Origin of the sequence: Streptomyces sp. S3(2020), from assembly GCF_013044505.1 — a bacterium.
In the GTDB taxonomy this organism is placed as follows: domain Bacteria; phylum Actinomycetota; class Actinomycetes; order Streptomycetales; family Streptomycetaceae; genus Streptomyces.
In genome coordinates, this window is the sequence record NZ_JABERD010000036.1 from 17,724 (window position 1) to 39,323 (window position 21,600).

The 21,600-nt window shown below is 68.9% G+C and carries 20 protein-coding genes and 1 riboswitch; of the genes, 16 read left to right on the forward strand and 4 right to left on the reverse strand.

Annotated features, from left to right (window positions below; genetic code table 11):
• Window positions 1-123 precede the first annotated feature (123 nt).
• The 4 genes from coxB to HLK59_RS14590 all read left to right on the forward strand — a co-directional run bounded on the left by coxB (window position 124) and on the right by HLK59_RS14590 (window position 4,602).
• Window positions 124-1,083, forward strand: coding sequence for a cytochrome c oxidase subunit II (gene coxB / locus HLK59_RS14575; RefSeq protein ID WP_171141833.1), 960 nt, complete (start codon window positions 124-126; stop codon window positions 1,081-1,083).
• Window positions 1,080-2,813, forward strand: a complete 1,734-nt coding sequence (gene ctaD / locus HLK59_RS14580) for a cytochrome c oxidase subunit I (protein ID WP_171141834.1) — start codon at window positions 1,080-1,082, stop codon at window positions 2,811-2,813. Before coxB ends, ctaD begins: the two co-directional genes overlap by 4 nt.
• Window positions 2,810-3,208 carry a cytochrome c oxidase subunit 4 gene (locus tag HLK59_RS14585; RefSeq protein WP_171141835.1) on the forward strand — a complete coding sequence of 133 codons (399 nt, stop codon included), beginning with the start codon at window positions 2,810-2,812 and terminating at the stop codon, window positions 3,206-3,208. The genes ctaD and HLK59_RS14585 overlap by 4 nt, the downstream gene beginning before the upstream one ends.
• Before the next feature lie 131 nt (window positions 3,209-3,339).
• Window positions 3,340-4,602, forward strand: coding sequence for an Ig-like domain-containing protein (locus HLK59_RS14590; protein ID WP_171141836.1), 1,263 nt, complete (start codon window positions 3,340-3,342; stop codon window positions 4,600-4,602).
• A 9-nt stretch (window positions 4,603-4,611) separates the two neighbouring features.
• Here HLK59_RS14590 and HLK59_RS14595 read toward each other — a convergent pair whose 3' ends face one another.
• Window positions 4,612-5,013: a hypothetical protein gene (locus HLK59_RS14595; protein WP_171141837.1), complete on the reverse strand. Its 402-nt coding sequence runs from the start codon at window positions 5,011-5,013 to the stop codon at window positions 4,612-4,614.
• Between the two features lie 189 nt (window positions 5,014-5,202).
• On the opposite strand from HLK59_RS14595, the gene HLK59_RS14600 reads away from it, so the two are divergent.
• The 7 genes from HLK59_RS14600 to HLK59_RS51955 all read left to right on the forward strand — a co-directional run bounded on the left by HLK59_RS14600 (window position 5,203) and on the right by HLK59_RS51955 (window position 14,542).
• Window positions 5,203-5,823 carry a heme-copper oxidase subunit III gene (locus HLK59_RS14600; RefSeq protein ID WP_171141838.1) on the forward strand — a complete coding sequence of 207 codons (621 nt, stop codon included), beginning with the start codon at window positions 5,203-5,205 and terminating at the stop codon, window positions 5,821-5,823.
• Between the two features lie 63 nt (window positions 5,824-5,886).
• Window positions 5,887-6,696 carry a c-type cytochrome gene (locus HLK59_RS14605; protein ID WP_171141839.1) on the forward strand — a complete coding sequence of 270 codons (810 nt, stop codon included), beginning with the start codon at window positions 5,887-5,889 and terminating at the stop codon, window positions 6,694-6,696.
• Window positions 6,693-7,754, forward strand: a complete 1,062-nt coding sequence (locus tag HLK59_RS14610) for a Rieske 2Fe-2S domain-containing protein (RefSeq protein WP_171141840.1) — start codon at window positions 6,693-6,695, stop codon at window positions 7,752-7,754. The genes HLK59_RS14605 and HLK59_RS14610 overlap by 4 nt, the downstream gene beginning before the upstream one ends.
• Window positions 7,751-9,391 (forward strand): cytochrome bc complex cytochrome b subunit, encoded by a 1,641-nt coding sequence (locus HLK59_RS14615; RefSeq protein ID WP_171141841.1) that lies wholly within the window; start codon window positions 7,751-7,753, stop codon window positions 9,389-9,391. The genes HLK59_RS14610 and HLK59_RS14615 overlap by 4 nt, the downstream gene beginning before the upstream one ends.
• 120 nt (window positions 9,392-9,511) lie before the next feature.
• Complete coding sequence (gene trpD / locus HLK59_RS14620) at window positions 9,512-10,576, forward strand: anthranilate phosphoribosyltransferase (protein WP_171141842.1); 1,065 nt, start codon at window positions 9,512-9,514, stop codon at window positions 10,574-10,576.
• A gap of 75 nt (window positions 10,577-10,651) precedes the next feature.
• Window positions 10,652-10,768: riboswitch (SAM riboswitch) on the forward strand.
• A gap of 146 nt (window positions 10,769-10,914) precedes the next feature.
• A complete protein-coding gene (locus HLK59_RS14625; protein ID WP_171141843.1) occupies window positions 10,915-12,276 on the forward strand; it encodes an aminotransferase class V-fold PLP-dependent enzyme in 1,362 nt (453 codons plus the stop codon).
• Window positions 12,277-12,340: 64 nt separating this feature from the next.
• Window positions 12,341-14,542: a serine/threonine-protein kinase gene (locus HLK59_RS51955; RefSeq protein ID WP_171141844.1), complete on the forward strand. Its 2,202-nt coding sequence runs from the start codon at window positions 12,341-12,343 to the stop codon at window positions 14,540-14,542.
• On the opposite strand, the gene HLK59_RS14635 is transcribed toward HLK59_RS51955, so the two are convergent.
• A complete protein-coding gene (locus tag HLK59_RS14635; protein WP_171141845.1) occupies window positions 14,539-14,820 on the reverse strand; it encodes an Lrp/AsnC ligand binding domain-containing protein in 282 nt (93 codons plus the stop codon). The two genes, HLK59_RS51955 and HLK59_RS14635, sit on opposite strands and share 4 nt — an antisense overlap.
• Complete coding sequence (locus HLK59_RS14640) at window positions 14,817-15,557, reverse strand: rhomboid family intramembrane serine protease (RefSeq protein WP_171141846.1); 741 nt, start codon at window positions 15,555-15,557, stop codon at window positions 14,817-14,819. Before HLK59_RS14640 ends, HLK59_RS14635 begins: the two co-directional genes overlap by 4 nt.
• Before the next feature lie 163 nt (window positions 15,558-15,720).
• On the opposite strand from HLK59_RS14640, the gene HLK59_RS14645 reads away from it, so the two are divergent.
• The 5 genes from HLK59_RS14645 (at window position 15,721) to HLK59_RS14665 (ending at window position 21,022) form a co-directional block, all read left to right on the forward strand.
• Window positions 15,721-15,960: a hypothetical protein gene (locus tag HLK59_RS14645; protein ID WP_171141847.1), complete on the forward strand. Its 240-nt coding sequence runs from the start codon at window positions 15,721-15,723 to the stop codon at window positions 15,958-15,960.
• A 37-nt stretch (window positions 15,961-15,997) separates the two neighbouring features.
• Window positions 15,998-17,341 (forward strand): NYN domain-containing protein, encoded by a 1,344-nt coding sequence (locus HLK59_RS14650; protein WP_171141848.1) that lies wholly within the window; start codon window positions 15,998-16,000, stop codon window positions 17,339-17,341.
• Between the two features lie 210 nt (window positions 17,342-17,551).
• The gene (locus HLK59_RS14655) at window positions 17,552-18,586 is read left to right on the forward strand and encodes an NlpC/P60 family protein (RefSeq protein WP_171141867.1); all 1,035 of its coding nucleotides are present in this window, start codon (window positions 17,552-17,554) and stop codon (window positions 18,584-18,586) included.
• Window positions 18,587-18,785: 199 nt separating this feature from the next.
• Complete coding sequence (locus HLK59_RS14660; RefSeq protein ID WP_171141849.1) at window positions 18,786-19,799, forward strand: NlpC/P60 family protein; 1,014 nt, start codon at window positions 18,786-18,788, stop codon at window positions 19,797-19,799.
• A gap of 32 nt (window positions 19,800-19,831) precedes the next feature.
• Window positions 19,832-21,022: a hypothetical protein gene (locus tag HLK59_RS14665; protein WP_171141850.1), complete on the forward strand. Its 1,191-nt coding sequence runs from the start codon at window positions 19,832-19,834 to the stop codon at window positions 21,020-21,022.
• Here the strand turns inward: HLK59_RS14665 and HLK59_RS14670 are convergent.
• A complete protein-coding gene (locus tag HLK59_RS14670; protein ID WP_171141851.1) occupies window positions 20,979-21,536 on the reverse strand; it encodes a PadR family transcriptional regulator in 558 nt (185 codons plus the stop codon). The genes HLK59_RS14665 and HLK59_RS14670 overlap by 44 nt on opposite strands.
• Window positions 21,537-21,600 lie beyond the last annotated feature (64 nt).

Genomic DNA, 21,600 nt, shown 5'->3' on the forward strand with positions numbered 1-21,600 from the left:
CGTCGGCTAGGGTTTGGTCCGCATAAACATCCAAACCCCTGCCCGACGCAGGGCGGCGACCGACCACCGAGTAAGGCAGGCCGCAGCCAATACGCGCGGGCGAGACTCTCGGGAAGGCGCTACGTGAGTCCCAACGGCTCCGACCGCTCGCCGCGGCGCCCGATGCGGCGGAAGCTGCTGCAGGCAATGACCGCGGGCCTGGTCCTGGCGACCGCGACCGGTTGCACATACAAGGACTTCCCCCGCCTTGGTATGCCCACCCCCACCACCGAAGAGGCTCCGCGGATCCTCTCCCTGTGGCAGGGCTCGTGGGCGGCCGCGCTCGCCACCGGCGTGCTGGTCTGGGGCCTGATCCTGTGGAGCGCCATGTTCCACCGGCGCAGCCGCACCAAGGTCGAGGTTCCTCCGCAGACCCGGTACAACATGCCCATCGAGGCGCTGTACACGGTGGTCCCCCTCATCATCGTCTCGGTGCTCTTCTACTTCACGGCTCGTGACGAGTCGAAGCTCCTGAGCCTCGACAAGAAGCCCGATGTCACCGTCAACGTCGTCGGCTTCCAGTGGAGCTGGGGCTTCAACTACGTCGAGGACGTCGACGGTTCCACCGGTGACGCGAAGACCGACAAGAACCTGGACGCGATTCCGCAGCGCTTCAAGGACCAGTTCCCGGCGAACGCCGGCGGTGTCTACGACGTCGGTACGCCCGGCACGCGGAACCCGCAGACCAACAACCCGGGTCCGACCCTCTGGCTCCCCAAGGGCAAGACGGTCCGCTTCATCCTCACCTCGCGTGACGTCATCCACTCCTTCTGGGTGGTGCCGTTCCTGATGAAGCAGGACGTCATCCCGGGGCACACCAACTCCTTCCAGGTGACCCCCAACAAGGAGGGCACCTTCCTGGGCAAGTGTGCCGAGCTCTGCGGCGTCGACCACTCCCGAATGCTGTTCAACGTGAAGGTCGTCTCTCCCGAGCGCTACGAGCAGCACCTCAAGGAACTCGCCGAGAAGGGGCAGACCGGTTACGTTCCCGCGGGCATCGAGCAGACCGCCCACGAGAAGAACCGGGAGACGAACAACCTGTGAGCATCCTCAACGAACCCCAGGGTGCCGCGGCAGAGTCCCACTACGCGGACGAACTGCCGGTCCGGCGCAAGCAGCCCGGTAACGTCGTGATCAAGTGGCTCACCACCACTGACCACAAGACGATCGGCACGCTGTATCTGGTCACGTCGTTCGCGTTCTTCTGCATCGGTGGTCTGCTGGCGCTGTTCATGCGCGCCGAGCTGGCCCGGCCCGGTCTGCAGATCATGTCGAACGAGCAGTTCAACCAGGCGTTCACGATGCACGGCACGATCATGCTGCTGATGTTCGCGACGCCGCTGTTCGCCGGCTTCGCGAACTGGATCATGCCGCTCCAGATCGGCGCCCCCGACGTGGCGTTCCCGCGGCTGAACATGTTCGCCTACTGGCTGTACCTGTTCGGCTCGCTCATCGCGGTCGGTGGCTTCCTCACCCCGCAGGGCGCGGCCGACTTCGGCTGGTTCGCCTACAGCCCGCTGTCCGACGCGGTCCGCTCCCCGGGCATCGGCGCCGACCTGTGGATCATGGGCCTGGCCTTCTCCGGCTTCGGCACCATCCTCGGCTCGGTCAACTTCATCACCACCATCATCTGCATGCGCGCGCCCGGCATGACCATGTTCCGCATGCCGATCTTCGTGTGGAACGTGCTGCTGACCGCGGTGCTGGTCCTGCTGGCCTTCCCGGTCCTCGCGGCCGCGCTGTTCGCCCTGGAGGCGGACCGCAAGTTCGGCGCCCATGTCTTCGACTCCGCCAACGGCGGGGCCTTGCTATGGCAACACCTCTTCTGGTTCTTCGGCCATCCAGAGGTGTACATCATCGCCCTACCGTTCTTCGGCATCATCTCCGAAGTGATCCCGGTCTTCTCCCGTAAGCCGATGTTCGGCTACATGGGCCTGGTGGCCGCGACCATCTCCATCGCCGGTCTGTCCGTGACGGTGTGGGCGCACCACATGTACGTCACCGGCGGAGTGCTCCTGCCGTTCTTCTCCTTCATGACGTTCCTCATCGCCGTACCGACCGGCGTGAAGTTCTTCAACTGGATCGGAACGATGTGGAAGGGCTCGTTGTCCTTCGAGACACCGATGCTCTGGGCCACCGGCTTCCTGATCACCTTCACCTTCGGTGGTCTGACCGGTGTCATCCTGGCCTCGCCGCCGATGGACTTCCACGTCTCGGACTCCTACTTCGTGGTGGCGCACTTCCACTACGTGGTGTTCGGCACCGTGGTGTTCGCGATGTTCTCCGGCTTCCACTTCTGGTGGCCGAAGATGACCGGCAAGATGCTCGACGAGCGCCTCGGCAAGATCACCTTCTGGACGCTGTTCATCGGCTTCCACGGCACCTTCCTGGTCCAGCACTGGCTGGGTGCCGAGGGCATGCCCCGTCGTTACGCGGACTACCTCGCGGCCGACGGCTTCACCGCCCTGAACACGATCTCGACGATCAGCTCGTTCGTCCTCGGCGCGTCGATCCTGCCCTTCTTCTACAACGTGTGGAAGACGGCCAAGTACGGCAAGAAGGTCGAGGTCGACGACCCGTGGGGCTACGGCCGCTCGCTGGAGTGGGCGACGTCCTGCCCGCCCCCGCGGCACAACTTCCTCACCCTGCCGCGGATTCGCAGCGAATCCCCGGCGTTCGACCTGCATCACCCGGAGATCGCGGCTCTCGACCAGCTCGAGAACGCGCCTCACGGTGAGAAGGCCCTGGCTGGTGGCAAGGAGGCCGGCAAGTGAAGGTCCAAGGCTGGATGTTCATGTGGCTGAGCGTCTTCGTGCTCGCCATGGCGGTCGTCTACGGCGTGTGGTCGAAGGAGCCCGCCGGTACCACGGCGCTCTTCCTGGCCTTCGGCCTGTGCATCATGATCGGCTTCTACCTGGGCTTCACGGCCAAGCGGGTCGACGTCGGCGCACAGGACAACAAGGAAGCGGACGTCGCGGACGACGCCGGCGAGATCGGGTTCTTCAGCCCGCACAGCTGGCAGCCGCTGTCCCTCGCCATCGGCGGCGCCCTGGCGTTCCTGTCGATCGCGATCGGCTGGTGGCTGATGTACTTCTCGGCGCCGCTGATCCTGATCGGCCTGTGGGGCTGGGTCTTCGAGTACTACCGCGGTGAGAACCGCACCCAGTAGCACGAGCTGAGCGCGAAGAAGCCCGGACACTCCGTACGGAGTGTCCGGGCTTCCCGCTTTTGCAGCAGTGCCGTTCCCTCGTACGAGTCACCCACCGCGCCGCCGCCGACGAAGCTTCCTAGCGTGAAGTCATGAGCCAGACTCCGCGTACGCGCACCGTCATCTCCTGCACCCTGCTGGTGGTCGCCCTGACCGCGAGCGCCACCGCCTGTGGCGGCGACGGCAATCCGCTGTCGGCGGCGCCGTACGACGCGGCGGACCAGATCTCCTTCAACGGCCCCTCGGGCGACGGCAAGAAGGCCGACCCGGACAAGCCCCTCGAGGTCACCGCCGAGGACGACGACGGGCGCATCACGGACGTCACGGCCCTGGACGCGACAGGTCGCTATGTGGTGGGCGAACTCTCCGCCGACGGCACCCGCTGGCACAGCACCAGCCCGCTGGCCGCCAGCGCCCACTACACGGTGCGGGTGAGCACCGAGGACGAGGACGGGGCGCCCGGCCGCAAGGTCCTCGCCTTCGACACCGGCAAGCCCCTCACCAAGAAGCGCCTGAAGGTCACCTTCGGTCCCCGGGCGGGCAAGTACGGCGTCGGCCAGCCCATCACGGCCGAACTCAGCAAGCCCGTCAAGGACAAGGCACAACGAGCCATAGTCGAGCGCGCCCTCAAGGTCGACTCGATGCCGGCCGTGGAAGGCGCCTGGCACTGGGTGGACGACAAGGAACTCCACTACCGCCCCAAGGAGTACTGGCCCAGCAAGGCCACCATCCAGGTTCGAAGCAACCTGGACGGCGTCAAGATCAGCGACCGGCTGTGGGGCGGCAAGGTCAAGCCCCTCAAGCTGACCACGGGCGACCGGGTCATCGCCGTCACGGACGCGTCCTCGCACTCCATGACGGTCTACAGGAACGGCAAGGCGATCAACGAGATCCCGGTCACCACCGGGAAGCCCGGCTTCGAGACCCGCAATGGCGTCAAGGTCGTCCTCGGCAAGGAGTACTTCGTACGGATGCGCGGCACCAGCATCGGTATCTCCGAGGGCTCCTCGGAGTCGTACGACCTGCCCGTCTACTACGCCACCCGCGTCACCTGGAGCGGCGAGTACGTGCACGCCGCCCCCTGGTCGGTGGGGTCACAGGGCTACGCCAACGTCAGCCACGGCTGCACGGGCATGAGCACCGGCAACGCCGAGTGGTTCTTCGACAACGTCCGTGAGGGTGACGTCGTCAAGGTCGTGAACTCCTACGGCGACACCATGGAGGCCTTCGGCAACGGCTTCGGGGACTGGAACCTCGGCTGGAAGAAGTGGCGCAAGGGCAGCGCCCTGGTGGGCGGAAGCCCCGAGGGCCCCCGCCCGGAGGAGAAGGCGAGACTGCGTCCCGAATCGGTCTGAGCGGCCCTCTCAGGCGCTCAGGGCCCTCTTCTGACGCAGCAGGGACGCCAGCGCCGACGCGAACTCCACCGGGTCCACGGGATGCGTCACCGCGGCCTCGGCACGGCTCCAGGTGGCCAGCCAGGCGTCCTGGGGCCGCCCGATCAGCAGCAGCATCGGCGGGCAGTTGAAGATCTCGTCCTTGGCCTGCCGGCACAGCCCCATGCCGCCCATGGGCACGGCCTCGCCGTCCAGGACACAGACGTCGATCCCGCCCCGGTCCAGCTCCTTGATGACGGCGTCAGGCGTCGCGCACTCGACGAACTCGACCAGGGGGACGTCGGGAGCGGGCCTGCGTCCGGTGGCGAGCCGCACCTGCTCGCGGGTGTTGGAGTCGTCGCTGTAGACCAGCACCGTGGCGGTCGCCTGCATGGTTCCTCCGTGACATCAGTGTCGTACGGCCATGAACGGGCAGAGCCCGATGCGGCGGATGCTACTCCCTTGAACACCCCGTCAACACCCGCTTGAACACGCCTGCGATGGGCCATACGGGCAGTACACACGCTGCGGACACCCCGAACGGCACCCCCGGGAGTGAGGGCGGGATAAGCGACCGACATAATGTCGGTCGTGGCGACAGCAACGACAGTAGAAACCGGGCACGCGCACCCGTCGGTCAACCGGCCGAACCTCACCAGCGTCGGAACCATCATCTGGCTGAGTTCCGAGCTGATGTTCTTCGCGGCCCTCTTCGCGATGTACTTCACCCTCCGATCGGTGACCGGTCCCGAGTTCTGGAAGGAGAAGGCAGACTTCCTGAACCTCCCGTTCTCGGCGACGAACACCACGATCCTGGTGCTCTCCTCCCTCACCTGCCAGCTCGGCGTGTTCGCCGCCGAGCGCGGTGACGTGAAGAAGCTCCGGATGTGGTTCATCGTCACGTTCGTGATGGGTGCGATCTTCATCGGCGGCCAGGTGTACGAGTACACCGAGCTGGTCAAGCACGAGGGGCTCTCGCTCTCCTCGGACCCCTACGGCTCGGTCTTCTACCTGACCACCGGTTTCCACGGTCTGCACGTGACGGGTGGCCTCATCGCCTTCCTGTTCGTCCTCGGCCGCACCTACGCGGCCAAGAGGTTCACGCACGAGCAGGCGACCGCCGCCATCGTCGTGTCCTACTACTGGCACTTCGTCGATGTCGTCTGGATCGGCCTTTTCGCCACGATCTACCTGATCAAGTAGCCGGGCCCGCTCCCGCACATTCCAGAAGCATCGACGCAGAAGATCCTGACACCGGGGTAATCCGTGAAAAAGCTCTCCGCACGACGACGCCATCCGCTGGCGGCGCTCGTCGTCCTACTCCTCGCGCTGGCGTGCACGGGGGGGCTGTACGCCGCGTTCGCGCCCGCGGAAAAGGCGCAGGCTGACGAAACAGCCCAGTCCCTCACCATCGAGGAGGGCAAGAAGCTCTACGCCGTCGGCTGCGCAAGCTGCCACGGCACCGGTGGTCAGGGCACCACCGACGGCCCGAGCCTCGTGGGTGTGGGCGCCGCGGCCGTCGACTTCCAGGTCGGCACCGGCCGTATGCCGGCCCAGCAGCCGGGCGCACAGGTCCCGAAGAAGAAGGTCATCTACACGCAGGCCGAGATCGACCAGCTCGCCGCGTACATCTCCTCGCTGGGTGCCGGTCCGGCCATCCCGACGAAGAACGAGTACAGCCCGGACGGAGCGGACATCGCCAAGGGTGGCGAGCTGTTCCGCACCAACTGCGCGCAGTGCCACAACTTCACCGGCAAGGGTGGCGCCCTGACGCACGGCAAGTTCGCGCCGACCCTTGAGGGCGTCGACCCGAAGCACATCTACGAGGCCATGCAGACCGGCCCGCAGAACATGCCGTCGTTCCCCGACACCACCCTGTCGGAGCAGAACAAGAAGGACATCATCGCGTACCTCGACGCGGTCAATGGGGAAGACACCGAGAGCCCCGGCGGCCTCGAACTGGGCGGACTCGGTCCGGTCAGTGAGGGTCTGTTCGCGTGGGTGTTCGGACTCGGTGCGCTCATCGCGGTTGCCGTCTGGCTCGCCGCTCGGACCGCAAAGGCCAAGAAGTCATGAGTAGCCAAGACATTCCGGAAGAGAACGAGAACCTGCCCGCAGAGCGGGACGCACATGGTGCGGTAAGCGTCGCGGACGACAAGAACCCGTTCGCCGACCCCGGCCTGCCGCCCCATGAGCACCGCGTCCAGGACATCGACGAGGCGGCCGCCCGGCGGTCCGAGCGTGTGGTGGCGTTCCTGTTCACGCTGTCGATGCTGGCCACGGTCGCCTTCATCGCCTCGTACGTGGCGGTGCCGCACGACAAGTCGATCTTCGTCTTCCCGATCGGTCACATCAACGCGCTGAACTTCGCGCTCGGTCTGACCCTCGGTGTGGCGCTCTTCTCGATCGGCGCGGGCGCGGTCCACTGGGCCCGCACGCTGATGTCCGACGAGGAAGTGGTCGACGAGCGGCACCCGATCTCGGCCTCCCCCGAGGTCCGCGAGAAGGTCTTCGAGGACTTCAAGACGGGCACCAAGGAGTCCGCGATCGGCCGTCGCAAGCTGATCCGCAACACGATGCTCGGTGCGCTCACCCTGGTGCCGCTGTCCGGAGTCGTGCTGCTGCGCGACCTCGGCCCGCTGCCCGGGACCAAGCTCCGCCACACCATGTGGAAGAAGGGGCTGCTGCTCGTCAACATGAACACGAACGAGCCGCTGCGCCCCTCGGACGTCGTCGTCGGTTCGCTCACCTTCGCCAAGCCCGAGGGCCTGGAGGAGGACGACCACGAGTTCCAGACGGAGATCGCCAAGGCGGCCCTGATGATCGTCCGGCTCCAGCCCGACGACATCAAGGACAAGCGCGAGCTCGAGTGGTCGCACGAGGGCATCGTCGCGTACTCGAAGATCTGCACCCACGTCGGTTGCCCGATCTCCCTGTACGAGCAGCAGACGCACCACGTGCTCTGCCCCTGCCACCAGTCCACCTTCGACCTCTCCGACGGTGCCCGAGTGATCTTCGGCCCTGCCGGTCACGCCCTGCCGCAGCTGCGCATCGCCGTGAACGACGAGGGCTATCTCGAGGCGCAGGGCGACTTCGAAGAGCCTGTCGGTCCTGCCTTCTGGGAGCGCGGATGAGCACCAACGAGAACAACGAGTCCGCCCGCGACCGCGGGAAGGCACCGGCCGGCGAGAAGATCGCCGACTGGGCCGACGGCCGGCTGGGGATCTACTCCCTGGCCAAGGCCAACATGCGCAAGATCTTCCCCGACCACTGGTCGTTCATGCTGGGCGAGATCTGCATGTACAGCTTCATCATCATCATCCTCACGGGTGTGTATCTGACGCTGTTCTTCCACCCGTCGATGAACGAGGTGGAGTACCACGGCAGCTACGTCCCGCTGCAGGGACAGCTGATGTCCGAGGCGTTCAACTCGACCATGCACATCTCCTTCGATGTGCGCGGTGGTCTGCTGATCCGGCAGATCCACCACTGGGCGGCGCTGATCTTCCTCGCGGCCATGTTCGTGCACATGATGCGGGTGTTCTTCACGGGCGCGTTCCGCAAGCCGCGTGAGGTCAACTGGCTGTTCGGCTTCCTGCTGTTCGTCCTGGGCATGTTCACCGGCTTCACCGGCTACTCGCTCCCGGACGACCTGCTCTCCGGTACCGGTGTGCGCTTCATGGAGGGCGCGGTCCTGTCCGTGCCGATCGTCGGCACGTACCTGTCGTTCTTCCTCTTCGGCGGCGAGTTCCCGGGCGGCGACTTCGTGGCCCGTTTCTACTCGGTCCACATCCTGCTGCTGCCGGGCATCATGCTCGGCCTGATGGTGGCGCACCTGATCCTGGTGTTCGTCCACAAGCACACGCAGTACGCGGGCCCGGGCAAGACCAACAAGAACGTGGTCGGCATGCCGCTGTTCCCGGTCTACACGGCCAAGGCCGGAGGCTTCTTCTTCCTGGTCTTCGGTGTCATCGCGGTCATCTCGGCCATCGCCTCGATCAACCCGATCTGGTCCATGGGCCCCTACCGTCCGGACCAGGTGTCCACGGGCGCCCAGCCCGACTGGTACATGGGCTTCTCCGAGGGCCTGATCCGTGTCATGCCGGGCTGGGAGATCAACTTCTGGGGTCACACGCTCGTCCTGGGTGTGTTCATCCCGCTGGTGATCTTCCCGCTGGTCCTGGTCGCGATCGCGGTCTACCCGTTCATCGAGTCCTGGGTCACCGGCGACAAGCGCGAGCACCACATCCTGGACCGCCCGCGCAACGCTCCGACGCGCACGGCGTTCGGTGTCGCCTGGCTCACGGTGTACTTCGTGCTGCTGATCGGTGGCGGCAACGACCTGTGGGCCACGCACTTCCACCTGTCGATCAACTCGATCACCTGGTTCGTCCGGATCGCGTTCTTCGTCGCGCCGGTGCTCGCGTTCATCGCCACCAAGCGGATCTGCCTCGGCCTCCAGCGCCGCGACAAGGACAAGGTGCTGCACGGCCGCGAGTCGGGCATCATCAAGCGCCTGCCGCACGGTGAGTTCATCGAGGTGCACGAGCCGCTCAGCCAGGACGCGCTGCACACGCTCACCGCGCACGAGCAGTACGTGCCGGCCGAGATCGGCGCGACGGTCGACGAGAACGGCGTCGAGCGCAAGGTGAAGGGCTCCGAGAAGCTGCGGGTCAAGCTGAGCAAGGCCTACTTCGGCGAGGAGTCCCAGATCCCCAAGCCGACCGCGGAGGAGTACAAGGAGATCACGAGCGGCCACGGCCACCACTGATCGCTGCGCTCGCCACGCGCACCGAAGGGCCCCGTCCGAACACCGGACGGGGCCCTTTGCCGTGCCCCGCGGCTGGATAGGGTGGGGGCACACTCTTCTACGACATCCTGGAGCGGCTTTATGAGCGCTGTGACCCCCGCTGGAGGCGACATCGCGGCGGGCCGTTCCTGGCCCGAGGTACTGAGCGCCCTGCTCGGTGGGCAGGACCTGAGCTCCGCCGACACGGCGTGGGCCATGGACCGCTTCATGAGCGGCGAGGCGACGGACGCCCAGATCGCGGGCTTCATGGTGGCGCTGCGGGCCAAGGGGGAGACGGTCGAGGAGATCACCGGTCTCGTCGAGGCGATGTACAAGCACGCGCAGCCGCTGGACATCCCCGGGCCGGCCGTCGACATCGTCGGTACCGGCGGCGACCGGGCGAAGACGGTCAACATCTCGACGATGTCCGCCATCGTGATCGCGGGCACCGGGGCGAAGGTCGTCAAGCACGGCAACCGGGCCTCCTCCTCGGCGAGCGGTTCCTCCGACGTGCTGGAGAAGCTCGGCATCAATCTGGACCTGTCGCCCGCGCGGGTGGCCCAGGTGGTGGACGAGGCCGGCATCACCTTCTGTTTCGCGGCCAAGTTCCACCCGTCGATGCGCTTCGTCGGTGGGGTCCGCCGGGACCTCGGGATCCCGACCTCGTTCAACCTGCTCGGCCCGCTGACCAACCCCGCCCGGGTCACCTCCTCGGCGATCGGCTGCTTCGACACCCGGATGGCGGGGCTCATCGCCGGAGTGCTGGCCGAGCGCGGCTCCTCCGCGCTGGTCTTCCGCGGTGACGACGGTCTCGACGAGCTGACGACCACGGCCACCTCACGGGTGTGGACGGTCCGCGACGGCAAGGTGCGCGAGGAGGCCTTCGACCCGCGGGACGTCGGTCTCGAACTGGTGCCGGTGGAGGCGCTGCGGGGCGCGGACGCCTCGTTCAACGCCGAGGTCGCGCGCCGTCTCCTGGACGGCGAGCGAGGAGCGGTGCGGGACGCGGTACTGCTCAACTCGGCCGCCGCGCTGGTGGCGTTGGAGCCGGTGGAGGCGCCGCTCGTGGAGCAGATCCGGGCCGGCATGGCGAAGGCGGCCGAGTCGATCGACTCCGGCGCGGCCAAGCGGACGCTGGAGCGCTGGGTGGCGGCCAGCAACAGCTGACGTGCCCCGGGTGTCGTCCCGCGATCCGGACACGGGTTGCGGGACGACGATCACATCGCGTACGTTCCTGTACCAGGTCATGAGTGACAGTCATGAGGCCCCGGCCGACTGTCCGGCAACCCTCCGTCCGTGGCGGGGTGCCCCGGGTGAAGACCAGGCCGTAGGCAGCGAGGTCTACGGCAAGCGCGGGCCCCTCTCGAAAACCAGGGGTCCTGGTCGTTCGAGGGAGTCTTCCGTGAGCAAGCGAATGCGATAGGGCTGCCGAGCCCCGCCTCCGCGCACCCTTTTCCTCACCTCCGCATGGCCGTCTTCGGCATGCTCTCTCACGGGAGTTCCCCATGTCTGTCTCCACCGCTGCCGCCGCCCAGACCATTTGTGCCCAGCTGCCCGTTCTGGGACGGGATGTCACCGTCCCGCTCGTCACGGGTGGCGAAGTCACCTACGCGGCCCTCGACTACGCGGCCAGCGCCCCCGCCCTCCAGCGCGTGTGGGACGACGTGGCCGCCTACGCCCCGTACTACGGCAGCGTCCACCGCGGTGCCGGCTACCTCTCGCAGCTGTCGACCGACCTCTTCGAGAACGCCCGCAGGACCGTCACCGAGTTCCTCGACTGCCGCGCCGACGACCAGCTGGTCTTCACCCGCTCGACCACGGACTCCCTGAACCTCCTCGCCCGGGCCCTCCCCGCCGACTGCCAGGTCTTCGTCTTCGAGACCGAGCACCACGCCAGCCTGCTGCCCTGGAAGGACGCCTGGGTCACCTACCTCAACGCCCCGCGCACCCCGGCCCAGGCCGTCGAGACCCTGGAGCAGGCGCTCGCCGCCCGTGACCCGTACGGCCCCGCCCTGGTCTGCGTGACCGGCGCCTCCAACGTCACCGGCGAGCTGTGGCCGGTGCGTGAGCTGGCCGCCGCCGCCCACGCGCACGGCGCCCGGATCGTCCTGGACGCCGCCCAGCTGGCCCCGCACCACCCGGTGTCCGTACGGGACCTGGACGTCGACTGGATCGCCTTCTCCGGCCACAAGCTGTACGCCCCCTTCGGCTCCGGTGTCCTCGCGGGCCGCGCCGACTGGCTCCGGGCCGCCGACCCCTACCTCGCGGGCGGCGGCGCCAGCCGCAAGGTCACCCGTCGTGAGGACGGCGGCGTGGACGTCGAGTGGCACGAGAGCGCGGCCCGCCACGAGGCCGGGTCCCCGAACGTGATCGGCGCCTACTCCATCGCGTCGGCCTGCAAGGCGCTCACCGAGGCCGGCTTCGACACCCTCGTCGCCCGTGAGCAGTACCTGATCGAGAAGGTGAAGGCCGGCCTTGCCGAGGTCCCGGAGGTCCGGATCCTCTCCCTCTTCGGCGACGACGCCCCGCGCGTCGGCGTGATCTCCTTCGTCGTCGAGGGCTGGAACAGCTCCCACTTCGCCGCCGCCCTCTCCGCCGAGCACGGCATCGGCGTCCGCGACGGCCTCTTCTGCGCCCACCCCCTCGTCCGCACCCTCCTCGGCAGCGACCCCCAGACCCAGGGCGAGTGCGGAGCCCCGGAGGCCGCGCCCGGGGAGAAGTCCCTCAACGCGATCCGGGTGAGCTTCGGCGCGGGGACGCCGGACGAGCACGTCGAGCGCTTCGTGACCGCCGTCAGGGAACTCGTCCAGGACGGTGCGAAGTGGAAGTACCGCACGGAGGACGGCCGTTGCGTCCCGGCGGTCTGACCTGCTGACAGGCCTGCTATACCCTGCCTCCTCGACAGGTTCACGCCGGACGGGGGAGCAGGAAGTGCAGGCGCTGCGCGCGACGGACCCACGCAGGATCGGCCCGTACGAGGTACGGGGCCGGCTCGGCTCGGGCGGCATGGGCGAGGTCTATCTCGCCGAGTCACGCGCGGGGCTGCGCCTCGCGGTGAAGGTCGTGCGGTCCGAGTACGCCCAGGACCGCACCTTCCGCGCCCGGTTCCGGCAGGAGGTGCGGGCCGCGCAGACGGTCGGCGGGACGGGGACGTACACCGCGCGCGTGGTCGACGCCGACCCCGAGGGCGAGCACCCGTGGATGGCGACGGAGTTCGTGGAGGGCCCGAACCTCAGGGACGCGGTGCTGGACGGCGGGGCACTGCCGGAGGCTGCGGTACGGGTGCTGGCGGCGGCGCTGGGTGAGGCGCTGGGCGCGATCCATGCCAAGGGCATGGTCCACCGGGACCTCAAGCCCTCCAACATCCTGCTCGCGCCGGACGGCCCCCGGGTCATCGACTTCGGGATCGTCCGCGCGCTGGAGGCCACGGCGATGACCCGCACCGGCGCGATCGTCGGCTCGGTCGGCTATGTCTCACCCGAGCAGATCCGCAACGGCGGCCAGGTCGGCCCGCCGAGCGACGTCTTCTCCCTGGGCGCGGTGCTGGCGTACGCGGCGAGCGGCCGCGAGCCCTTCGGCGAGGGCCAGGACTCGGTGGTCCTGCTGCGGGTGCTGACCCGGGACTTCGATCTGATGGGCGTCCCGGACGGGCTGCTGCCGCTGGTGGAGTCCTGTCTGCGGGACGAGCCGGGGGAGCGTCCGACCCCGGAGGCGGTGGTCGAGGCCGTGGGGCATACGGCGGGGTCGCTGCGGGAGAGCGTGCGGGCGGGCTGGTTCAGGTCCGCCTCGGCGGAGTCGGTGGCCGCCAGGGGCGACGAACGGTGGCTTCCGCAGGGGGAGTCCGGGGACCGGGAGAGCCGGGTCGAGTACGTGGCGCCGGTGACGGTGGCGGACACGCCGGTGCCGGAGGCCTCGGCGGCGGCCGTCGTCCCCGATTCCGCGCCTTCGCCTTCGCGGCGTGGGCTGCTGAAGGCCCTCACCGGCGGGGCCGTGGTGGCTGCCGGTGGCGGGGTCGGCGGGTGGCTGTGGCTGCGGGACTCGGGGGACAACGGGCGCGCGACGGGGGGCGGGGCGAGCGCGCAGGCGTCGACTCCGGCTTCCCGCAAGCCGGGGGCGAAGGTCCGGTGGCGGTACGCGGCCGCCAAGCCGAGCGCGTGGCAAGGCCCCCTGGGGACGGTGTCGCCCGACGGGCAGGTGCTCTACGTCCCGATGGCGGACGGGACCCTGCGGGCGATCGGGGCGGACGGCGAGGAGCTCTGGAAGCGCGACTTCGGCAACATCGCCACCCTCACCGTGTCGAACCCGGTGGTGACCTCGGACGGTCTCTACACCGTCGTCAGCGATGTCGAAGCGGGTGCCCCCGTCTCCTCGCTGCTCGCGCTGAGCGCGGGTGGGAAGGAGCGGTGGAGCCGTGTCATACCCAGCGGGGGTTATGTCACCGATACTGTGCTGGTCGGGGACCTGGTCGCCGTCGGCTACGCCGTGGCCGATCTCGAAGGCGCCGGTGAGATCCGCGCCTACGACGCGGCCGGCAAGAGCCGCTGGAACACCGGACTCCAGGGCTCCCCGCACGCCGAGCTCCTGGTGGCGGACGACATCGTCTACGCGCCGAGCTTCGACAACCATCTGCACGCGCTCGCCGGTGCCGACGGCGCGGAGCTGTGGAAGGCCAAGGTGAACGGTGACGTCGACCGGCCGGCGGCGACCGGGGACGTGGTGACCGTCGGTACGGGCGACGAGGCCGGCACCCTGTTCGGGATCGGTACCGACGGCCGGCAGCTCTGGAAGCAGGAGGGGCTCGGAAGCGCCTTCGTCACGGCCGGAGGCTCGGACGACGTGGCCTTCCTCGGCATCGAGCGGGAGGGACAGGCTCTCCTGGCGGTGGACAGGAACGGAAAGCGGCTCTGGGACTACGTCCCAGGAGACGTCTCCTTCTCGCAGCCGGTGCCGGCCGGGGACCTGATCTACCTGCTGACGAGCACACAGGTCCACGTTCTCACCCGGGCCGGAAAGCTCAGCTGGAAGGCGGAGGTCGGGGTCCTACAGAGCGGGACGGCGGCCCCCGTGCTGCACGGGAACCGCCTCTACACCGCCTCCAGCGAGGGCGTCATGGCCCTCGACGTGACCGTCTAGCTGTCCAGCCCGATCGCGAACGCCGCCTCCAGGTCGTGCTGGGAGTACGTGCGGAAGGCGACGTGGGTGTCCGTGCCCTCGACGCCCGGGATCTTGCTGATGCTGCCGGGGATGACCTCGGCGAGGTCCTCGTGCCGCTTGACCCGGACCATGGCGATCAGGTCGTAGGTGCCCGTGACGGAGAAGACCTCGCTGACGGATTCCAGGGCCGCGATCGACTCGGCGATCTCGGGGATCCGGTCCACGCTGGTCTTGATGAGGACGATCGCGGTGATCACGGCTGGTTCTCTCCCTCGGGGGCCGGAGCTGGGGCGGCCTTCACTCTAGTCGCAGGGGGGAACCGCACCCATGCGTAGGTGAAGCCCAGCCCGAAGCCGACCAGGTGCGCCAGATACGCCACCCCGGGGCCGCGCGAGGCCTGCCCCGCCGCCAGCCATTGCAGGGCCGCCCAGAAGGGCAGCACCACCCAGGCCGGGAAGCGCAGGGGGAGGAAGAAGAGGAACGGGAGCAGGCTTGTCACCCGGGCCCCGGGGAACAGGTAGAGAGACGCTCCGAGGACCGCGGAGATCGCCCCCGAGGCGCCGACCAGGGACTGCTCGGAGTCGGCGTTGGCGGCCGCGTAGCCCAGCAGCGCGAGATAGCCGCAGCCCAGGTAGAAGAGGGTGAACTGGACGCGGCCCATCCGTTCCTCGGTCAGTACGCCGAAGACGTAGAGGAAGAGCATGTTGCCGAGGAGGTGGACCCAGCTGCCGTGGACGAAGAGTGCCGTCGCCGGGGTGAGCGCCGCTCTGGCCGAACCCTCGAACAGTTCTGCGGGGACCACGCCCCAGCGGTGGAAGTAGGCGCGCTGGGCGGCCAGGAGCGCGTCGCCGGAGCCGTACGCCGGATTGAGGCCCGCCGCCGGGCCGATCACGAAGAGCGCGCAGCACAGGGCGATGAGGCCGTAGGTCATCGGCGCCGACCGCCACAGCGATCTGCTCGCCCGGCCGGCCGCCACGCTCCAGTTGCTGATCATGAACACAGAGCATGACGTAACGGGACGCAAGCCGACAGAGCGCCTCGCCGCCGTGGACGGACCAGCGGCGAGTCCCCGCCAGGCCGTAGGGTTACGGCCACACGCGCCGGGAGACCGGCGCGTCACGGACAATAGAGACCTAGAAGGAATGAGCACAGTCACGATGACGGTTCCCCTGCCGACTGATTCGACGCGGTGGCGCTGCGCCCTCTGTGGCAACCTCACGCGCTTCGACGTGACCCGCTCGTCGAAGGTCGTCGAGTACGTCCACCTCGACCTCGCCGGTGAGCCGAAGGTCGAGGAGCGCGAGGTGGTCAGTGAGACCATCGAGTCGGTGCGCTGCCGCTGGTGCAACGCCGTGGATCAGGTGGAACTCGTGGACAGGCCGGGCGCCGGCTCCTGAGGGAGCAGGCCCCGCGGAACGGTTGGGGTGTTGACGGATGGTGGAGAGCGCAGGCGGGGGGCCGGGCGACGGCGCCGCTGAGGTGCTCGACCGTCCGCTGCCCGACGGCGTGCGCCGCCGGGTCGTGCAGATCGTGTCCGACGGTTTCGGCGGGCTGACCGTCGGCGAACTGCCCGCACAGCTCAGACAGTACGCGCGGTTCGCGCCCAACCGGCGGGCCAAGTTCGCCGGCAACGCGATGGCCGCGGCACTGGAGACCGATCCGCTGTTCCGGCAGCGGATCGGGGAGAAGTTCAGAGAGGCCCAGCCGGAGCTCGCCGGCGCTCTCGACTCCGGCTCGCCGCCCCCGGCCGCGGATCCGCTCGACGTGGCGGCCGCGGCCTATGTGCTGCGCCCCACCGGCTGGGTGAAGCTCGTGACGGCGGCCGGCGAGGAGGCCCAGCGGGCCGATGCCGAGCGCGCCGACGAGGAGAGCCGGGCCGAGCTGGAGCGGCTGCGCGAGGAGCTCACGCACGCGCGCGAGCACACCCGCACCGAGACCGAGCGGCTGCGCACCGAGCTGGAGTCGGCGAAGAAGGAAGCCGAATCGCTTCACCGCAAGCTGCGCGCCGCCCTCAGTGACGTCAAGCGAGGCGAGGCCGCCCTGCGCAAGATCCAGGGCGAGATGGACACCGTACGCGCCGAGGGGCAGTCCCAGGTGTCCACCGCCGAGGTCGAGACCCGGCGGCTCAAGGCCCGCCTGGGCGAGGTCGAAGCCTCCCTGGAGGCGACCCGCAGGGCGGCCCGCGAGGGGCGCAGCGTCGAGGACATGCGCGTCCGTCTGCTTCTGGACACCGTTCTGGACGCGGCCCAAGGGCTGCGCCGGGAGCTGGCGTTGCCGCCGGTGTCGGTACGGCCGGCCGAGACCGTCGACGCGGTCGAACCGGGACGAATGACCCCGAAGGACATCGCGGCGCGGGCCCTGTCCGAGAACGACCCCGCGATCCTGGACCAGCTTCTCGCCCTGCCGCAGGCCCACTTGGTGGTCGACGGCTACAACGTGACGAAGACCGGCTATCCCCAGATGCCGCTGGAGAAGCAGCGGCTCAGGCTGCTCGGTCAGCTCTCGCAGCTGGCCGCGCAGACCGGGGCGGAGGTGACCTGTGTCTTCGACGGGGCCGAGCTGGCCGCGCCGGTGCTGCTCGCGCCGCCGCGCGGGGTGCGTGTGCTGTTCTCCAAGCCCGGTGTCACCGCTGACGAGTTGATCCGCCAGCTGGTGCGTGCCGAGCCGCCGGGGCGGCCGGTGATCGTGGCCTCCACCGACCGTGAGGTGGCCGACGGGGTGGCCAAGGCGGGGGCGCGTCCGGTCGCTTCGGCGATGCTTTTGAAACGCCTGTCCTGATCGTTTAACTTCCAGGTTTAATGCCCGAATTGGCGGAATCGTCACGCAACGTAGCGTCAATCGAGCATTACCGCACGTTAGTTGTGTGTAAAGAATGCAGTCTGTGACGGGTTTTTTCGCGTGAGGATTTGAACTGATCACAAGAAGGTCACTAGGGTCTGGGCTCGAACCTCCGAACGGGTGATCACTCACAAGAAGGAGCTCACCTCCGTGGCGTCCCACCGTCGACCCAAGCAGCCGAGCCGCACGCGCGTGACCGTGCTGACCACAGCTGCTGCCGCTGCTGTCGCTCTGAGTGCCAACGCCGCCAACGCGGCGCCGAGCGAGAAGCCCAGCAAGGACGAGGTCAAGTCCAAGGTCGACAAGCTCTACGAGGAGGCCGAGCAGGCCACCGAGAAGCTCAACGGCGCCAAGGAGAAGCAGGAGAAGCTCCAGAAGGAGATCTCCACCATCCAGGACAACGTCGCCCGCGGCCAGGAGGAGCTCAACGACCTCCGGGACTCCATGGGCCTGGCGGCCGCCGCCCAGTACCGCACGGGCAGCATCGACTCCTCCCTCCAGCTCTTCCTGTCGTCGAACCCGGACGACTATCTGGACAAGGCCTCCACGGCCGACCAGCTCAGCGCCCAGCAGGTCGACGCGCTGAAGAAGATCCAGGAGAAGCAGCGCGAGCTCGCCCAGGAGCGCTCCGAGGCCTCCGAGAAGCTCAAGGACCTCTCCAGCACCCGCACCGAGCTGGCCAAGAAGAAGAAGGAAGTCCAGGGCAAGCTCGCCGAGGCGCAGAAGCTCCTCAACACGCTGACGGCCGCCGAGAAGGCCGCCATCGCCGCCGAGGACGCCCGCGCCAGCCGTTCCGCGAGCGACCGCGTCGACCTCGGCAGCACCGCTCCCGCCTCCGGCCGCGCCCTCGCCGCCTTCCAGGCCGCCCAGAGCAAGATCGGCTCGCCGTACGTCTACGGCGCCTCCGGCCCCTCCTCCTTCGACTGCTCGGGCCTGACCTCCTGGGCCTTCGCCCAGGCCGGCGTCGGCATACCCCGCACCTCGCAGGCCCAGGCCAACTACGGCACGAAGATCTACAGCCAGTCCGACCTCAAGGTCGGCGACCTGGTCATCTTCTACGGCGACCAGCACCACGTCGGCTTCTACGCCGGCAACGGCCAGGTCCTGCACGCCCCGCGCACCGGCACGGTCGTCCGCTACGAGTCGATCAACAACATGCCGTTCCAGTTCGGCGTCCGGATCTGATCACCCTCAAGATCGCGACACCGCACCGCCCGAACGGGCGAATTGCGGGAACATGAACTGACCCCACGCCCCGCCCATGACCTGCGTCATAGGCGGGGCGTCACTGTGTGTGCCCACGGAGGTCGTTGGTCGTCACCCGGTCACGGAGCTACTGTCTGCCGCGTTTCCTCGTCCGCCAGCGGAAGGAGTGCGGCTTCCCGTGGGGTCCCATCGCCGCCTTGCACCGTCCGGGTTCGACCGGGGCGCGTCCGCCGCGCTCTGCGTCCTGTCAGCCACCGCCGCGGCCCTCGGAGCCGTACCGGCGTCGGCCGCGCCGCACGACGACACCCGTGCCGAGGTGGACCGTCTCTACGAGGAGGCCGAGAAGGCCACCGAGGCCTACAACAAGGCCGACGACCGCGCCGACACCCTCCGCAAGCAGGTCTCCACCGCCCAGGACCGGATCGCCCGGCAGCAGGAGCGCATCAACTCCATGCGGGAGGCCCTCGGTTCGCTGGCCGGCGCCCAGTACCGCGCCGGTGGCCTCGATCCCTCCCTCGCCCTGCTCTTCTCCGACGACCCGGACGACTACCTCGACAAGGCCGCCGCCCTGGACCGGATCAGCGCCCACCAGGCCGGTGAGCTCAAGGACCTCCAGGAGGCGATGCGCGAGCTCACCCAGGAGCGCGCGGAGGCGGCCGGGCAGCTCTCCGAACTGGAGAAGAGCCGCAAGGCCGTGGCGACCCACAAACGGACGGTCGAGAAGAAGCTCGCCAAGGCCCGCGAACTCCTCAACTCCCTGCCGTCCGCGGAGCGCGCCGCCTTCGACCGGGCCTCCCGGTCGGGCCGTGTGGACATGCCCGACCTCGGCAGCGCTGTCCCGCCCAACGCCCGGGCCGGTGCCGCGGTCGCCGCCGCCCGCGCCGCGCTCGGCAAGCCGTACGTCTGGGGCTCCACCGGACCCTCCGGTTTCGACTGCTCGGGCCTGATGGTGTGGTCCTACCGCCAGGCCGGTGTCGCCCTGCCGCGCACCTCGCAGGCCCAGCGCCACGCCGGCCGGCAGGTTCCGCTCTCCCAGGCCCAGCCCGGAGATCTGGTCACCTATCGGTCGGACGCCAGCCATGTCGGGATGTACGTGGGCAACGGTCAGGTCATCCACGCGCCCTACCCCGGCGCGCCCGTGCGCTACGACCCGGTGGGCATGATGCCGGGGGCGACGGTCACCAGGGTCTGACCAACGCCTCGCCCCCGCCGTACGATCGGGAAATGGCTGGTCGAAGGCGGGCGTCGAAGCACGGTGTGGTGGTGCTGTGCCTGCTGCTGGTCTCCTTGGTGGGATGCGGCGGCGGGCCCGCCTCCGACACCGCCAGGGCCGATGTCCAGCGGCTCCTGGACCGGCGGTCGGCCGCCGTCCTCGACCGGGACCGGGCGGCCTTCCGCAAGACGGGCGACCTGGACTGGTTCGAGAACGCCCGTGGGGTGCCGTTCGCGGCCTGGGCCTACCGGCTGACCGCCCTGCACCGCGAGGGGGCCACGGCCACCGCCGAGGTCGAACTGAGCTACCGGATACAGGGCTACGACAACGCGCCGGTCAGGGCCGACCGCACCCTCACGCTGAGCCTGGACGCGAGCGGCCAGTGGTACGTGGACACGGAGAAGCCCGCCGAGGAGGCCGCGGAGCAGCTCTGGGACCAGGGCGAGGTGGCCGTCGTACGCGGCGAGCACAGTCTCGTCCTGGGCGCCGAGCAGTCGACCGAGGTCCTGCACTCCTACGCCGATCTGGCCGACCACGCCGTTCCGGCCGTCTCGGCGGCCTGGGGCACCGACTGGTCCCGGCATGTCGTCGTCCTCGTGCCGAACTCCCTGGACGGGATGGCGGGACTGCTCGGCTCGCCCGCCTCCTCGTACCGCGGGATCGCGGCCGTCACCACGGGTGAGACGGGCGCCCCGGCGAGCGCGCCCGCGGACCGGATCATCGTCAACCCGGACGCGTACGGCGTCCTCGGCGAGGTCGGCAAGCAGGTCGTGCTCACCCACGAGACCACCCATGTCGCCACCCGCGCCCACACCAGCGCCGCCACGCCCCTGTGGCTGTCCGAGGGGTACGCCGACTTCGTCGGCTACCTCGGCTCCGGTCGCTCGCCCGTGCAGGCCGCTCCCGAGCTCTGGCGGGCCGTGACCGACGGGCGGACGCCGGCGGAGCTTCCCGAGGACGCGGACTTCGGCTTCAGCGGTGACGCGACCGAACTCGCGCAGGCCTACGAGAGCGGCTGGATGGCCTGCCGGATGGTCGCGGACCGGTGGGGCGAGCCGAAGCTGCGGGAGTTCTACCAGGCCGTGGGCGCCCACAAGCAGCGGGCCGGGGCGGTGGAGGGCGCGCTGGAGCGGGTGCTCGGCACGAACCTGGAGGACTTCACGGCCCGGTGGCGGGACTATCTCCGGGCTCAGCTCGGCTGAGCCGCTCGACGGCCTCTTCGAGCCAGGTGCGTTCCGCCGCCCCGGTCGCCCGGGCGACCCGCAGCATGCCCTCCCGGAACAGATCGCCGCTCTCCTCCGCGCGGACGGGCTCGCCGCCGTCGTAGAAGAAACTCGTCGGGGTGTCGAGGAAGGCCAGGCGGCGGCGGAGCACCTCGGCCTGTTCGCGGCGGTCCGGCAGGTGTCGCAGGAACGACAGGACCGTGTTGAAGCGGACCTGGTCGGTGATCTCGGCCTGCTTGGGCCGGCGCAGGCGCTCCAGCAGGTCCTCTCGGCCCTCGTCGGTGAGGGAGAGGATGCGGCGCGGGGCCGCGCTCGCGCCCGGCTCCTCGTGCTGGTCGAGCTTGCCGGCCTTGATCAGACGGGTGATCGCCGGATAGAGGGCGCCGTCGCTGACCGGGCGGACATGGCCGCTGAGCGCCTTGATGCGCTCCTTCAACTCGTAGCCGTGCAGGGGCTCTTCGGCGAGGAAGCCCAGGATCGACAGCTCCAGCACTCCGATTCCTCCTTGTGGTTGTCGTAGCGCCATGGTACCTCTTATCGAGCTATCTCGTTTCGAG